Source organism: Actinoalloteichus spitiensis RMV-1378 (genome assembly GCF_000239155.1).
GTDB classification, from domain to species: Bacteria; Actinomycetota; Actinomycetes; order Mycobacteriales; family Pseudonocardiaceae; genus Actinoalloteichus_B; species Actinoalloteichus_B spitiensis.
The window spans coordinates 1-13,823 of the sequence record NZ_AGVX02000066.1 but is presented as its reverse complement, the minus strand read 5'-3'; the positions used below and the strand labels follow the sequence as shown (position 1 = coordinate 13,823).

Annotated in this window: 13 protein-coding genes; 2 read left to right on the top strand and 11 right to left on the bottom strand. The window is 69.8% G+C overall.

Going from position 1 to position 13,823, the window contains the following annotated elements:
- Positions 1 to 316 precede the first annotated feature (316 nt).
- Positions 317 to 463 carry a hypothetical protein gene (locus tag ACTIDRAF_RS33560; RefSeq protein ID WP_157162820.1) on the bottom strand — a complete coding sequence of 49 codons (147 nt, stop codon included), beginning with the start codon at positions 461 to 463 and terminating at the stop codon, positions 317 to 319.
- 229 nt (positions 464 to 692) lie between these two features.
- On the opposite strand from ACTIDRAF_RS33560, the gene ACTIDRAF_RS0203320 reads away from it, so the two are divergent.
- Positions 693 to 1,097, top strand: a complete 405-nt coding sequence (locus ACTIDRAF_RS0203320; protein WP_016697296.1) for a MerR family transcriptional regulator — start codon at positions 693 to 695, stop codon at positions 1,095 to 1,097.
- A 98-nt stretch (positions 1,098 to 1,195) separates the two neighbouring features.
- Positions 1,196 to 2,119: an NADP-dependent oxidoreductase gene (locus ACTIDRAF_RS0203315; protein WP_026065732.1), complete on the top strand. Its 924-nt coding sequence runs from the start codon at positions 1,196 to 1,198 to the stop codon at positions 2,117 to 2,119.
- 209 nt (positions 2,120 to 2,328) lie between these two features.
- Here ACTIDRAF_RS0203315 and ACTIDRAF_RS0203310 read toward each other — a convergent pair whose 3' ends face one another.
- The 10 genes from ACTIDRAF_RS0203310 to ACTIDRAF_RS27025 all read right to left on the bottom strand — a co-directional run.
- The gene (locus ACTIDRAF_RS0203310; protein WP_016697294.1) at positions 2,329 to 2,742 is read right to left on the bottom strand and encodes a hypothetical protein; all 414 of its coding nucleotides are present in this window, start codon (positions 2,740 to 2,742) and stop codon (positions 2,329 to 2,331) included.
- Positions 2,739 to 4,874, bottom strand: a complete 2,136-nt coding sequence (locus tag ACTIDRAF_RS0203305) for a hypothetical protein (RefSeq protein WP_016697293.1) — start codon at positions 4,872 to 4,874, stop codon at positions 2,739 to 2,741. The genes ACTIDRAF_RS0203310 and ACTIDRAF_RS0203305 overlap by 4 nt, the downstream gene beginning before the upstream one ends.
- Complete coding sequence (locus tag ACTIDRAF_RS0203300; RefSeq protein ID WP_016697292.1) at positions 4,871 to 6,598, bottom strand: hypothetical protein; 1,728 nt, start codon at positions 6,596 to 6,598, stop codon at positions 4,871 to 4,873. The genes ACTIDRAF_RS0203305 and ACTIDRAF_RS0203300 overlap by 4 nt, the downstream gene beginning before the upstream one ends.
- A 120-nt stretch (positions 6,599 to 6,718) precedes the next feature.
- The gene (locus ACTIDRAF_RS27030; protein WP_211215261.1) at positions 6,719 to 8,122 is read right to left on the bottom strand and encodes a site-specific integrase; all 1,404 of its coding nucleotides are present in this window, start codon (positions 8,120 to 8,122) and stop codon (positions 6,719 to 6,721) included.
- 433 nt (positions 8,123 to 8,555) lie between these two features.
- Positions 8,556 to 9,293 (bottom strand): thioesterase II family protein, encoded by a 738-nt coding sequence (locus ACTIDRAF_RS0203290; protein WP_016697291.1) that lies wholly within the window; start codon positions 9,291 to 9,293, stop codon positions 8,556 to 8,558.
- Positions 9,290 to 10,363, bottom strand: a complete 1,074-nt coding sequence (locus tag ACTIDRAF_RS0203285) for an HAD-IIIC family phosphatase (protein WP_016697290.1) — start codon at positions 10,361 to 10,363, stop codon at positions 9,290 to 9,292. Before ACTIDRAF_RS0203285 ends, ACTIDRAF_RS0203290 begins: the two co-directional genes overlap by 4 nt.
- Complete coding sequence (locus tag ACTIDRAF_RS0203280; RefSeq protein WP_016697289.1) at positions 10,360 to 11,511, bottom strand: acyl-CoA dehydrogenase family protein; 1,152 nt, start codon at positions 11,509 to 11,511, stop codon at positions 10,360 to 10,362. Before ACTIDRAF_RS0203280 ends, ACTIDRAF_RS0203285 begins: the two co-directional genes overlap by 4 nt.
- Positions 11,512 to 11,514: 3 nt before the next feature.
- Positions 11,515 to 11,775 (bottom strand): acyl carrier protein, encoded by a 261-nt coding sequence (locus ACTIDRAF_RS0203275; protein ID WP_016697288.1) that lies wholly within the window; start codon positions 11,773 to 11,775, stop codon positions 11,515 to 11,517.
- A gap of 27 nt (positions 11,776 to 11,802) precedes the next feature.
- Positions 11,803 to 12,672 (bottom strand): 3-hydroxyacyl-CoA dehydrogenase family protein, encoded by an 870-nt coding sequence (locus tag ACTIDRAF_RS0203270; protein WP_016697287.1) that lies wholly within the window; start codon positions 12,670 to 12,672, stop codon positions 11,803 to 11,805.
- Positions 12,669 to 13,823, bottom strand: a 1,155-nt coding sequence (locus ACTIDRAF_RS27025; RefSeq protein WP_039785589.1) for an SDR family NAD(P)-dependent oxidoreductase, incomplete at its 5' end; no start/stop codon positions are given. The genes ACTIDRAF_RS0203270 and ACTIDRAF_RS27025, both read right to left, overlap by 4 nt.

The following is a 13,823-nucleotide window of genomic DNA, read 5'->3' as shown; positions in this document are numbered from 1 at the left end:
GACCGAGAGCGATATCGGCCGCCGCCGCCGCTCCGAACCCCGCGTGCGCGAGCCCACCAGCCCGGTGGTGCCGCCACGACCTGTGGCGGTGGCGTCCTCGCGGTGTTCATGCCCGCGCTCGCGGTGTCCGTGATCACCGGGCTCCCCGGACCGGCACGACCACGACGAGCATCCGTCGGGGTGACCGTCCTCCTCCGCGCTGTCCACTGCCACGTCTGCCGAGTCGCAGGTGATCAACCGCAGCTGCTCCTTCCTCCTGGACCTGGGGCGGGTCGAGGTCGACCCGCCCCGGAGGAGAGCAGGAGCGGTGCGGCAACTACCGGCGGCGCGACTCCTGCCCTTGCCTGGTGGCGTGCGGGTAGCCGGGGCGGATGGCGCGGTCGAACCCGGTTGCCTCGGCCCAGCCGTCCGGGTCGTTGTCGCGTATCCAGCGCCCCAGCCCGCGTCGCCGTGGAACGGGCACCCGGCTTCCCTGTCAACTCTGGCTGTGTTGTAGCGATCTCTCATTTGACTCCTGGTCTGGGTTGGTGAGGTGACTTGTCGGCGTACCGGGAAAAGTGCTCAGGCGTGTACAGACGAACGTGCTCAGTCGCGGGACCGGGAGGACAACCCTGCGGCCGTGGGGGTGTCCGCGAGCGTCCATGACTCGACGGCGGTCTGAACCTGGAGCACGCGGGCGTAGGCTCTCAGGGATGCGGATAGGCGAGCTGTCCAAGCGCACGGGCGTGAGTCCGCGCTCACTGCGGTACTACGAAGAGCAGGGCCTGCTGACCAGCTCACGCTCCGACGCGGGGCAGCGTCACTATTCCGATGCTGCGGTCCAGCGCGTGTCACTCATCCGACAGCTGTTCGACGCGGGTATGTCCAGCAGGGTGATCGCGACTGTGCTGCCGTGTGTGGACGTCCCGGGTGACCTGGGCGTCGCCGAGGAGACGTTCACGGCGATGATGCGCGAGCGCGACCGGATCGACGCCGACATCGCGCACCTGATCGAGACCCGGGATGCACTCGACGTGCTGATCAGGGCCAACAGCCGGCACCGGGCGGAGCTGTCCACGGCCCCGGAACCCGGTGGCGCAGTCGGCCTGATGCTGTGATCTGCATCTCAGCCGGTTGCCCCTCACATCAATGTCAGAGGTGAGGATGGTGACAACGTCCGGAATCACCGGGTCGGTCGTACGAGAGGCGGCGGAAGATGGGGCAGGCGTGGGGTTTCGGCAGGTATGGCGGGCCCGAGGTGCAGGAGTTCTTCGATCGTCCCGATCCCGTCCCCGGTCGCGGCGAGGTTTTGATCCGGGTCGACGTCGCCGGCGTGAATCCCCTCGACCACGTTCTGCGCTCGGGTCTGGTCGACGGGCTCGACAGCGGGCGTCCGTTTCCCCGCGTGCTGGGCATGGAGGCAGCCGGAACCGTTCTCGCCCGGGGCGAGGACGTCAACGGGCTCGAGGTGGGTGACGCGGTCTTCGGCTTCGCACTCACCGGTGGCGGCACCTACGCCGAGACGACGGTGCTGTCCGCGCCGAACACCGCGCGCATCCCGGAGGGTCTGTCCGCGACCGTGGCGGCAACGCTGCCGGTAGCCGGGACGACCGCGGTGGACGTGCTCGACCAGCTCAGTCTCCCGGCCGGTGCCACGGTCCTGGTCAACGGAGTCGGGGGCGGGGTCGGCCTCGCCGTCGCCCGGCTGGCTATCGGGCGCGAGCTGCGTGTGATCGGCACCGGGAGTACCGCCAAACGCGAGCACGCCGAGGCCATCGGGGTGCGGTTCATCGACTACACCGCCGAGGACGTCGCCGCCGCGGCACGCGGGCTGGTTCCGGACGGCTTCGACGGGATCGTCGACCTGGTCGGAGGCACCTCGCTGCGGACGGTCGCTCCGCTGGCCCGGGATCCCCGCAACGTCATCGCTGTGGGTGATATGTCTGTGCCCGATCTCGGTGGGCGTTTCGTCGAGCGTCGCGTCGACCGCGAGAACCTGGAGCGGTCGGCCCGGCTGGCCCTCGACGGACTCCTCGCACCCGTAATCACTGCGGTCCATCCGCTCTCCGACGCCCCGGCCGCCCTCGCCACCGTCGAGAACGGTCACACCTCGGGCAAGGTTGTCATCAAGGTGGCATGAGATGTGCCCGGCCGTCTGACGCTGTCGACCGTCCACTGCGGACTGACGGGAACCCGTGGTCAGCGCATCATCAACTGAGCACGTTCACCTGTACGGGGTTGAGCACGCTCAGGCGTACGCCGACAGTGACTCCGTGTAACAGCGGAGAAAGTTGGTTCTGTGGTCTCGTCCTGACCGCTCCGCGGTCAGGACGAGACGAGGCGGCGCGACTACGAGCCGGGCTCGGGGTCCGGGCGCAAGGCCGTCACGGGGGCTCGCTTATGCCCCGACTGGCCGCGGAGCTGGTGGTTCTCAACGGTGAGGACGTTCACCACGCGGGCGAATGTCTCGATCTCGGCCTGCTGTCGCTTGTTCTCCTCGATCAGCTCGGCCAGTCGCTCCTTGGTCTTCTTCAGCTCGGCCCTCAGTTTGCGTTCGCTGTCGGGGACCCGTCCCTGAGCTCGGACCTTCGCGTAGAACTCGTCCTTGAGGTCGGTATGCCGGTGGGTGAGGACGTGCCGTTTCACGTCCGCCTCGGCGGCCAGCGCGAGGACGGTCAGCGCTCCGTCGGACCGCAGCGGGGTGCCGGCCAGCAGCCGGTCCATCGCGGCCCTGATGTTCTTCCTCTCGTTGTCGTAGCTCACAAGTCGGCCCCCGCTGCCGCCAGGACGCGGTCGTGGTCGTGCTGGTCGGCGAGCTCGGCCAGGACCTGGGCCCGTTCCCGCAGCCGGTCGGCCAGCGGTTCGGGAACCAGGCCAGAGACGGCCTGACGACCCAAGTCATCGGCCGCTTCCCGAAGTTGATGTGCGTGGGCATCGGTGCGGGCGATGTTCGCGCAGTTGACCTTGCAGCGGTCCAGGCTGGGGGTCTCGCTCTTCGCGTTGCGGCCGGGATGGCAGAGCGCTTTGGCCCGGTCGTAGTTGCAGAACAGAAATGCCTCCTTGTTCTCGAAGACGTTCAGGGTCGGGTCGGCCAGCAGGTCTTTGGCCTGACGAACGGAGGTGATGAGACCGCCGAAGCGGTGGTGTTCCTGGACGGCGGCGTTGATCAGACGCCTCGCGGCGGGGCCCGAGACGCCCTCGCCGTCCTGGATGGCCTCGTAGACCTCGCTGAGTTGCTCGGCGACGTTGCGGGCGGTTTCGAAGTCGAGAAGGTCGTGGATGCCGCCGCGCGAGCGCGATCCGTAGCCCTCGCTGATCAGCGTGCGCATGTGCCCGTACTGAACCGCCAGCGCAACCAGCCCGCCCGGCCTGCGGGCGATGTGCCAGGCCAGAGTGCGGCGGAAGCGGCCCGTGCCGACCCGCCCATGCAGGTCGGCCGGGATTGCCTCAGCCTGTCGTCCCCGGTTATGAGCATGGGTGTTGACCCACTCGATGAACGACTCGATGCGGTTGCTCATCGTGGCGATCGCCAGCGACCTGCCGCTGCGGCGCTCGGGCTGGAGCGGATCGTGGACCTCGATTGCGAACAGCAGTCCGTGCCCGCCGAGCTGTTCCAGCACCCGCACTGCCGTGACGACCTGTGGGACTGCCACCCAGGGAGCTTCGCGTACGACTCCGGCGGATTGATGATTGCCGTCCTCGTCGCGGGCGACCTTGAACTGCCGGGCATAGATGAGGTGCCGCCGGGCCGCCTCCGGCGGCCCCTGCGGATCCGGGCAGCACCCGTTCTCCAGCGCCAGGATCTCCCCCGTCCGCATCCTCGTGAGATAGCCCAGGACGATGAAACAGGCGGTGACCAGGTGTTTCAGGACCCCGGGGACGTCGTGGAAGTCGAACGGACCGTGCCAGGGCTCCCCGCCCAGCTTCGCGGTGATGGGGGTGTCCAGCAGACACCGGCCGGGATTTTGGACCTTGTATGCCTTCCAGCGCGGATAGTTCATGACCTGGTGGACCTTGGCGATCGGAGTCCCCGTCAGCCCGGCCAGAAACACCCCGGGCGTCGAGATCTTCGTGTCTCTGATCAATGCCGGGACGGGCCTGCCCTCGGCCTCCAACTGTTCGAGGTAGGTGACCAGCCGCCGACCCGATCCCTTCTTGAACGGGCCCTTCAGCCCTTCCGCGATCTCGACCAGCCGTCGGTGTTCCTCGAAGGCGGCCAGGATGTCGTCGGCGTACTCCTCGACGAACCGCAGGGCCCAGACCAGCAACGACCCCATCGTCGCCGGGGCGATCGGCTCGGTGACGTTCTCGCCCAGCGGCGAGGCCGCCGGCAGGTAGTCGTCCATGCCTTCCGCGCCCCAGGGCGGTGCGACGAGCCGGTCGGCGTCGGGCAGATACAGCAGTCCGCAGTAGTGCAGCCGGGAGAGCGCGATCAGATGACTGGTGACCGTGTTGCGAGCCAGCCCTCGCACCTTGTCGAGATGGTGGCTGTAGTCCGACAAGTCCCCGGCCGTCACCAGCGAGAGCTGCTTGATCCCGCGCTCGTCGAGCCACTGGGCGAACATCGACCAGTCGCTGACCGTCCTCGTGATCCGGCCCACGCTGAGCTTGGAGCGCATGGCGCCGCCGCGCAGGGCAACGTCCCTGTCGGGCAGCGGGTAGTTGATCAAAGTCCAGGATGCGTAACGGAACGGCTCCCTGAAGACCTCGGGGAACCATCGCCAGCGGATGATGTCATCCGTCTGCGAGGGGTTCTGGGTCAGCGCAAGCAACGACCAGCCGTCGTCGCCGTAGCGGGGCACGAAGTCGCGGCGGCCCTCGACCGCCCGGTCGGGATCGAACACGAAGGCGTCGGCCGCCCGGGCCGCGAAGCGGGGGTTCAAGGCCAGGGTCATGCGTCTAATCCCTTCTTCAGCAGCTGGTCAATGACCCTTCGTTCGTGGGCACTTGCCTTCTCCAGGGCGTCGTTCCATTCCGTGTTGGTGAAGTCGGGGGCCTTGCGCAGGTCCCGCAGCCGCGTGAAGGGCTCGCGCCAGTCCTGGTCCCACACCTCCGGCGAGAGCACCGCCCTCAACTCCTCCAGCACGTACAGCAGATAGGCCAGCCGCGGCAGGTGACGCGGGGTGATCACGGCGTTCGGGCAGGCCGTGCAGAGCAGGAACGATGCCCGGCAAGGCACCCCCTGTTCCGCGAACGGGCTGTGGGTGTAGTCGCTGCAGCTGGTGGTCGTGGTGTCCTGGTCCACGTCCGTGTCCGTCCGGCTGATCTGGGCCTTGAACGACGACCTGGCTGCCTCGATCGCCTCCTCGACCCCGTCGGTGATCACCGGTTGGGCTGCCGCGTGCGTGCGCGGGTCCGGCAGGACATAAGCACCGTCGTGGGTGTCCTGACTGTGCTGCGTGGGCTGCCGCTGATGCGCGATCACCACGGTCTTGCGCAGGCGCCGCAGGTTCAACGAGACCTCGCCGCCCAGCTCCTGGCGCCAGTTGCGCCAGACGTTGGCGTGGAAGTGGCCGTCGAACAGGCCGGCCGTCCCCTCGCCGTAGGCGGCCCGCCGCTGAGCGAGCCGCCAGACGATCAGCCGGTCGGTGGGTGCCCCCACGTTTTTCAGCATCTCCCGTGCCGGGGCGGTGGACTCGATCGCGTGCGTGATCAGCCGTCCGGGAGAGTTCGCTCCCCAGTCGGCCAGGTTCCTCGTCTCATAGCGGTCCGCCGGGCGGCGGCGCCGCTTCTCCAGCTCGACCCGGTAGATGATCTGTCCCTCGTTGCCTGCGTCGGGGCTGGCATCGGGCACCTTCATCTCGACGACCGGTGTCGCGTTCCACCCGTAGGCCGCGATGATCAGGATCATCAGTGCGCAACCCTCATCGGTGGTCAGGAACAGCCGCATCCATGTGTCCTCGGCCCGGTTGCCGCCCAGGGCTTCGGTGTAACGCGGGTCGGGGCGGTGGCGTCCGTCCGGGCGGATGAAGAACGGCGTCTCGCCGGTGCGGATCAGCTGGTCCAGTGCCTCACCGATGAGCCAGCCGTCTGTACCTCTTTCGAACTGGCCCGCCCGCCAGCCAAGGAGGTGCTGCCGGTTGGCACGGATGCGATGCAGAGCTGGTCGGAACCGCTGAGTGGCAAGCAGCTTGATGCGGTCGAACTCGGCGTCGCTGTAGGCGGTCTCCTTCGGCGCCTTCTCCTTCGGCATCCGCTTGCTCATCAGCTTCCGGGTCTCCTCGGGCACCAGCGGATGCTGCTTCAGCAGCCGGGCGACCTTGCGGACCTGCCGGCTGCCCGTGGAGTTCGGCGTGCGGCTCAGCCGCCAGGCCGCCCAGATGTCCGCAGTCAACTCGCCCAGAGATTGCGGAACGTGCTCCTGCTCGGCCAGGAAACGGCTGAAGTAGAGCAAGATCAACCAGGTCTCCCGGCTGGAAGGCAGCGTCTTCCAGGTGCCGGTGGGCCCGCACTGAACGGCGAACGCCTCCGCCAGTTCGCGCTGCAGCCGCGGACCGACCGCCAGCTGGCCGAAGTCGTAACTGGCCTTGTTCGCCCCGTCCTCGGCCACGTGCCAGACCAGCAGATCACCCGGCTCCAGCGGCGGCTTGCGCCGGTGCCCCTCATCCCCGGGCAACACAGCGCGTCGTCCTCGCGTACTCATACCAGTGCCTCACTGTCCAGGACGCGCTCCGACATCTTCGCGATCCGGCTCAGCAGCTCGTTGGTGCCGGGGTCGGCCTCGTCCAGCAGCAGCGACCTAATCTGCAGATCCGAAACGGGAGCGAGGTAGATCTTGCGGGTGGTCTCCTCGCTCGCGTGATCGAGGAGGTCCTTGACCATCCGCCAGGCATCCCCATAGAGCAGGCGGAAGTCCCGCCGCTCCTCCGGCGTGAGTCCGAACCGTTTGTCCAGCGCGTGCATCAGCGCGACCAGCACCTTCAACGCGAACGAGTGCCTGGCCATATGGGGTGTGAAGTAGGGGGGGCTGGGCAACCTTGCTCTCCAGCACCCTGCGGCAGCGCTCGGACGCCGCCCGGTAAACCGCCTCCCACGAATGCGGCTGAAACGGGCGCCCGTCCTGCGACAGCCACAGCCACAACGGCTCCAGACCGCTATCTCCCTCAACGAACAGGCGCTGACGGTCCTCGACGTCCAGCGACGACAGAGGCCGCTGGACCGACTGCCCGTTCTCGTCCCAGAAGTGCAGGATCGACCGCTGCCGACCGGACCGCTTCTCCAGGACCCAGATGTCGTCCATCGCCTCGTAGACGCCTTTGGCCTGAGCCCGGCGGATCACCGCCCGCCTCGTCGTCCGCTCGTAGGCGGCGACCGACCGCAGATCCTCAACGGCGACGTAGAACGTCCGCTCGCGCCGGCTCTTCGTGGCCGCCTTCGCCAGCCGCCCGTCGAAGAAGCGCTTCACGCTCTCCTCCAGGGCCGGCACCTCGAAAGTCAGCAGCGAACCGCCCTCCGACAAACGCATCCCCGACGAAAACAGCAGGTCGGAGTAGGCGGCATTGCGGTCGTCGTTCCGGCCCCGAAACGACGGATCCCGGCGCCCGTCCGCGGTGTAGCCGCGCAGACCCACGTCCCTCCACAACCGGTAGGCCCGCGGAGTCAGCCACTTCACGTTGCTCGACCTCGCGTCCTTCGCCCGCTGGGCTGGAACGCTGACCATCTCGCCATGGCGGCCCAACACCTCCCGCATCACCACCGGGTTGGCCGCGACATACCTCTTCGCCGCCGCCCACTTGTAGAGCCGGGCCAGCGCGGACAGCTCGCGGTCCCACTTCGAGCCGCCGATCCGCCGAGGATTCCGAGGCGACCATCGCCGCCAGTCCTCGAAATCGAGCAGGTCTTCGACCTCGGCATCGCACCAGTTCTTGCCCCGCTGCCACAGGAAGTTGAAGAACAGACAGCAGTCCCCGGCGTAGTTCCGCCGCGTCTCCCTGGCCAGATGCGCGAACGCCGAACGCGTCGTGTACAGCGTCAGCCGCGGGTCCACCTGGTAGTTCGGGTCCGTGAAGAACACGTCCCCCGGGTCGATCCGAGCGGCCTCCTCCCGTACGTCGAGGTCGGCCCACTCCTTCAACACTGGGTGATCGCTCACCTCTGCGGCGTGCCGTCTCGTCACCCAGTGCACTTGCCAGAACTTGCTCACACGTCCCTCTTCGCTCGCAACACGTACCGCTGCAACACGAAGATTCAATAGGGAACTGCGAACAGGCTGACTTCGTTGTCTCCCCGAAACCTCGTTCGGCGAGGAACTCGATGCACCTGTCCCGGTCGACGCCGGGACCGACCAGCGGGACGACGAGCACCGTGCCGGTCCTGGCTGGGCGGTAGGCACGACGGTCACGTCCGCGCACCGGAACCCCCGGCTGGTGGGTGCGCCTGGGCCGCGGATCCCTGGACGCCCAGGCGGTGCCGCCCGCGCCGGGACCGGGACACCGAGGCGGGCACGCCGACCCACGCGACCGGTGTGATCCGCCACCGAAACCCGAGGGCACGGACGGCGGGGCGGGCCGGGTGGACCCCGGCCGACGGGCGGACCGGGGCGGGACGCGCTCCCGGTCCGGGCCACGGCTCCCCGGTCAGCCCAGGAGCGTTCCGGTCGCGGTCGTCACCAGTTCCTTGGCGTGCGGGACCAGGAAGAAGTGGTCGCCGGGCAGGACCCGCACGGTGCAGCCGGCACCGGCCTGCGCGGCCCACTCCCCCAGCTCCTCCTCACTGGCGCGGGGGTCGTCGTCGCCACCGAACACCGTCAACGGCACGTCCAGCGGTGCCTCCTCGCTGTACCGGTAGTTCTCGTTGACGGCGAAGTCCGCGCGCAGGGTGGGGAGGAACAGCTCCAGCAGGGCGGGTTCGGTGAGGACCTCCTCCGGGGTCCCGCCGATGCGCCGCAGTTCGGGGATCAGCTCGGCCGTGCTCAGCGTGTGCAGCACCCGCCGGGGGTTCGGGCGCTGCGGCGCGGTGCGCCCGGACACCACCAGGTGCGCCGGCGGGGTCGCACCCCCGGCGCGGAGCCGCCGGGCCAGTTCGAACACGACCAGCGCGCCCATGCTGTGCCCGTAGAGGGCGTAGCGGCCGGTGAACTGGTCTCCGACGGCGTCGAGCAGCTCGTCCAGCAGCGGGCCGAGGTCGCGGTGCGCGGTCTCGGCCATGCGTTCGGCCCGACCGGGAGGCTGGAGCGGGCACACCTGGACCTCGGGGGGCGCCAGCCGACGCCACTCGGCGTAGGCGGCGGCGCTGGCGCCGGCGTGCGGGAAGCAGAACAGCCGGGGCGCGGCGCGGTCGGGCACGCCGAACGGCAACCAGCGGGAAGCCGTCATCGTGTCTCCACCGTCAGGTACCCGGGCATGGGTTGCACCACCTCGAGGTCGGACTCGAACACCACGGAGTCGCCGTCGCGGGTGAGCTCGCGGAACCCGGCGAAAGCGTAGGTCACGTACATCATGCGGTTGCGGCCCGTCTCCACGAAATCCGCCCGCAGCCTGGCGCCGTCCGCCTTGGCCAGTCGCATGACGTGGTTGAGCAGCACGGTGCCCACGCCCCGCGCCATCACCCGGCAGGACATCAGCATCATCCGCAGGTGCCAGACCTCGTCGCCGCGTTCGACGAGGGCCAGGCCGATCTTGCCGTAGTCGCCGTAGCGGTCGGTCAGCGCGGCGACGAGCAGCAGGTGGTCCTCGGACCGGCGGAGCTGGTCGAGTTCCTCGTAGGAGTAGGTGCGGCCCGTGGAGTTGAGCTGGTTGGTGCGGACGGTGAGTTCCTCGGCGCGTTGGAGGTCGGCCTCCTCGGCGCGGGAGATGGTGAACCGGAGGTCGAGGGTGGCCAGGAACTCCTCGCTGGTGCCCTGGTAGTCCTGTTCGGCCTGGTCGCGGACGGCGGCGCTGCGGTACATGGCGCGGCGGTGCCGGGACTCGTCGGTGACGAAGCGGGGGCGGAACTCGTCGCGGCGCAGCGCCTCGGTGATGTGCGCGGCGTCCACAGTGGTCACCTCGGGCAGCGCGAAGCGGACCTCCTCGCGTTCGAAGGGTTGGTCGTCGACGAAGGCGAGGGCGTCCAGGCCGATGTTGAGGTCCCTGGCGATCTGCTCGATGGAGGCGGACTTGGGGTTCCAGGTGATCTTCGGGTAGAGGAAGTAGTGGTCCAGGCCCTCGGCCCGCAGTCGTCGCATGGCCAGTTCGGCGTCGTTGCGGCTGGCGATGGAGTGCAGGACGCCGAGCTCGTCGAGGCGGCGGAGTTCGGCGACGACCTCGGGGCGGACGGTGACCTGGTCGTCCTCGAGCAGGACACCGTCCCAGACGGTGTTGTCCAGGTCCCACACGACGCACTTGATCTGCCCCGGCCGGGGCGTCGGTGCGGCCGCGGCCTCGCCGGCGGTGGGGGTGCTGGTCACGGCGTTACCTCCCGGTGGGCGTGGTCGGCGATGGCGGTCTGCTGGAGTTCGGTGGAGCCCTCGATGATCTCCATGACCTTGGCGTCCCGGTAGAGCCGGGCGACCGGGGAGCGCGGTCCGCAGCCCAGGGCGCCGTGGATCTGGACGGCGTCGCTGGCGGCGCGGGCGGCGGCGGTGGCGGCGAAGTACTTGGCGACCCAGCTGGCGGTGACGACGCCCGGGTCGTCGGTGTCGCGGAGCCGTCCGGCCTCGGCGCACAGCAGGCGGGCCGCCCGCCGGTTGGTGATCATGTCGCTGAGCATGCGGCGGACGAGCTGGCGGTCGGCGAGGACCCCGTCTCCGGAGGGGCGGGTGGCGGTGACCTCGGCGCAGGCTTCGAGGGCGGCGCCGATGATGCCGACGCTGCCGCTGGCGACGCTGAGCCGGCCGAGGTCCAGGGCCGAGGTCATCACGGTGGCGGCGGCCCAGCCGGGTGGGCCGAGCACGGCGTCGGGGCCGAGCCGGACCTGGTCGAAGCGGATGTCGGCGAGCATGCTGGCCCGGGTGCCGAGGATTCCGGAGAGGGGCCGGACGGTGACGCCGGGGGCGTCGGCGGGGACGAGGAACGCGGTCATCGCCTTCCCGGTGCGGGCGAAGACGAGGAACAGGCCGGCGAGTTGACCGCCGGTGATCCACTTCTTGTGCCCGGTCAGGACCCAGCCGCCGCCGTCGGGTTCGGCGCTGGTGGCGGCCACGGAGGTGTCGCTGCCGCCTTCGGGTCCGGTGAGGCAGAAGGCGGCGAGCGGTCGGCCGGCGGCCAGTCCGGGCAGCAGGCGGTCCCGCTGGTCCTGGTCGCCCCAGCGCCACACCGACCAGCTGACCATGCCGTGCACGGTGAGCAGGCTCCGCAGGGAGGAGCAGCCCCGCCCGACCTCCTCGTGGAGCCGGGCGAGGGTGACCATGTCGGTGCCGGTGCCGCCGTGCTCCTCGGGGAGGAACGGGGCCCACAGGCCGAGCTCGGTGACGCGGCGCAGCAGGTCGTCGGGCACCCGTTCGTCCTCGTCGTACTCCTCCACCCGGGGGCGGATCTCGGTGTCGACGAACTCGCGGACCCGGGTCGGGTCGGGCGGGGCCGGTGGCGCGGGTTCTCGGGTGTCGGTGGTGGTCACCGGTCAGCCCGCCGTGGCCTCGGTGCCGGTGCCGACCCTCTCGACCAGGGCCGCGATGGCGGTGACCGAGCTGAAGTTCTCCCGGCGCAGTTCGTCGTTGGGCACCCGGACGCCGAGCCGTTGCTCGACGAACATGACGAGTTCCATCGCGAACAGGGAGTTGACGAATCCTAGGGCGAAGATGTCCTGGTCGTCGTCGAGGGTGAGCTGCGGGAAGCGGCCGGTGATGAACTGGCGGATCTCCGCGCGGACGTCCTGGGACATGGGTCTTGGTCCTCCGGGGGTGGCGGGTCAGGGGGTGGTCGGCGCGGGGGCTGCGCCGTCGTAGGTGTAGAAGCCCCGGCCGGTCTTGCGGCCGTGGTGTCCGGCGTCGGTCATGCGTTTGAGCAGCGGGCAGGGCCGGTACTTGCTGTCGGCGAAGTGGTCGTGGAGGACCTCGACGCTGTGCAGGATGGTGTCGACGCCGATGAGGTCGGCGGTCTCCAGCGGTCCCATCGGGTGGCCGAAGCAGCTGCGGAACACCTCGTCGACGGTGGCCGCGTCGGCGACCCCTTCGTGGACCAGGAACGCGGCCTCGTTGACGGTGAGCATGAGGACGCGGTTGGAGACGAAACCGCAGGCGTCGTTGACGGGGATGGCCTTCTTGCCGATGGAGTCGAGCAGGGTCCGCACCGTGGCGAGGGCCTCGTCCGAGGTGTGTTCGCCGGGGATGATCTCGACGGCGGGTTTCATCGGCACCGGGTTCATGAAGTGCACGCCGACGAACCGCTGGGGCCGGCGGGTGAGCGAGGCCAGCCGGGTGATGGGGATGGCCGAGGTGTTCGCGACGAACACGGCGTCGTCGCGGACGGCCGCGTCCAACCGGGGGTAGAGGTCCTTCTTGAGGTCCCAGTTCTCGGTGATGTTCTCGATGACGACCTCGGTGTCGGCGAGCGCGGTGAGGTCCTCGCTGGTGGTGATGCGCCCGAGGACCTCCTCGGCGTCGAGGTCGGGGCCGCCGAGGAAGCGGGACATCCGGCAGTTGCGGTCGATGGTCTCCCTGGCCCGGGTGAGGGCGTCGGGATCGGAGTCGACGAGCACGACGGGGTGCCCGTGCTGCGCGAGGTTCTGCGCGACGCCGGCCCCCATGACTCCGGAGCCGACCACACCGACGTTGGTCACGACTGGTCTCCTGTTCCTGCGGTTGCGGTGGCGGCGAGGGCCCTGGCCAGGCGCCGCACGGTCGGGTTTGCGATCAGCACGTCGGCCTTGGTGCCGCCGAAGCGCGCCCGGACGCGGGTCATCACCCGGACGCCGGCGAGGGAGTGGCCGCCGAGGTCGAAGAAGTCGTCGTTGGCGCCGACGCGGTCGAGGCCGAGGACCTCGCACCAGATGGCGGCCAGGTGGGTTTCGTCGCCGGGGGCCGGGTCCTCGTAGGGGATGTCGAGTTCGGGCCGGGGGTGGCGGAGGGCCGGGGTCCGGTCGGTGCCCCGGGAGTCGGTGAGGGTGGCGATGCGCTCGTCGAGCGGGCCGCAGGAGACGACCAGGTGCGGGGCCCGGTCGAACAGCGACAGGGTCCGTTCGAACAGGTCGGTGCCCTCGGACCGGTCGTGGGTGTAGTCGCGGATGGCCGGGGCCAGGGTGCCCGGGTCGACGCCGTCGGTGAGCCAGGTGTCCCAGTCGACGGTCTGCCAGCGGGCCGGGGTGGTGTCGGTGAGCGCGACGGACTGGGCGTCGAGGGCGGCGTTGGCGGCGGCGTAGGGGCCGTGGCCGAGTCCGCCGAGGAGGGTGGACATCGAGGACACGGCGAGCCGGACGGGTGCCTCGTCCTCGTGGAGCAGGTCGTGCAGGACGCGTTGCCCGGTGACCTTGGAGTGGAAGTGTTCCTCGCAGGCGGCGCGGTCGAGGTCGACGACGGGTCCGTACCGGTCGGCGCGCATCGTGCCGGCGGCGTGGATGACGGCGTCGAGGGGGCCGAACCGCTGGCGGGCGGTGTCGAGCACGTCGGCCATCGCCGCCGGGTCGCCGACGTCGGCGGCGAGGGCGAGCACGTCGGCGCCGAGGCTGCTGAGCCGGCGCAGGGTGGTGATGTGCTGGGCGGTGCGGTCGCTGGTCGGGTCGTGGTGGGCGAGGTGGTCGTCCCACTGGTCCTCGGGGGGCAGCGGGGTGGTCGCGGTGAGGACGAGGCGGGTGCGGCGGGTGGTCACCAGGTGTTCGGCGAGGACCTGGCCGACGGCGCCCAGACCGCCGGTGATGAGGACGGTGCCGCCCTCGGGGATGCGGCGTCCCCGGGTGGGTGGGGCGGGCAGCGGGAGCCGGTCGAAGTGGCGGGA

What these genes read in the sequence shown, in the direction of transcription:
- ACTIDRAF_RS0203305 (WP_016697293.1), bottom strand. Translation starts at nt 4,874, where the DNA reads ATGACCCTGGCCTTGAACCCCCGCTTCGCGGCCCGGGCGGCCGACGCC.
- ACTIDRAF_RS0203275 (WP_016697288.1), bottom strand. Translation starts at nt 11,775, where the DNA reads ATGTCCCAGGACGTCCGCGCGGAGATCCGCCAGTTCATCACCGGCCGC.
- ACTIDRAF_RS0203315 (WP_026065732.1), top strand. Translation starts at nt 1,196, where the DNA reads ATGGGGCAGGCGTGGGGTTTCGGCAGGTATGGCGGGCCCGAGGTGCAG.
- ACTIDRAF_RS0203290 (WP_016697291.1), bottom strand. Translation starts at nt 9,293, where the DNA reads ATGACGGCTTCCCGCTGGTTGCCGTTCGGCGTGCCCGACCGCGCCGCG.
- ACTIDRAF_RS0203320 (WP_016697296.1), top strand. Translation starts at nt 693, where the DNA reads ATGCGGATAGGCGAGCTGTCCAAGCGCACGGGCGTGAGTCCGCGCTCA.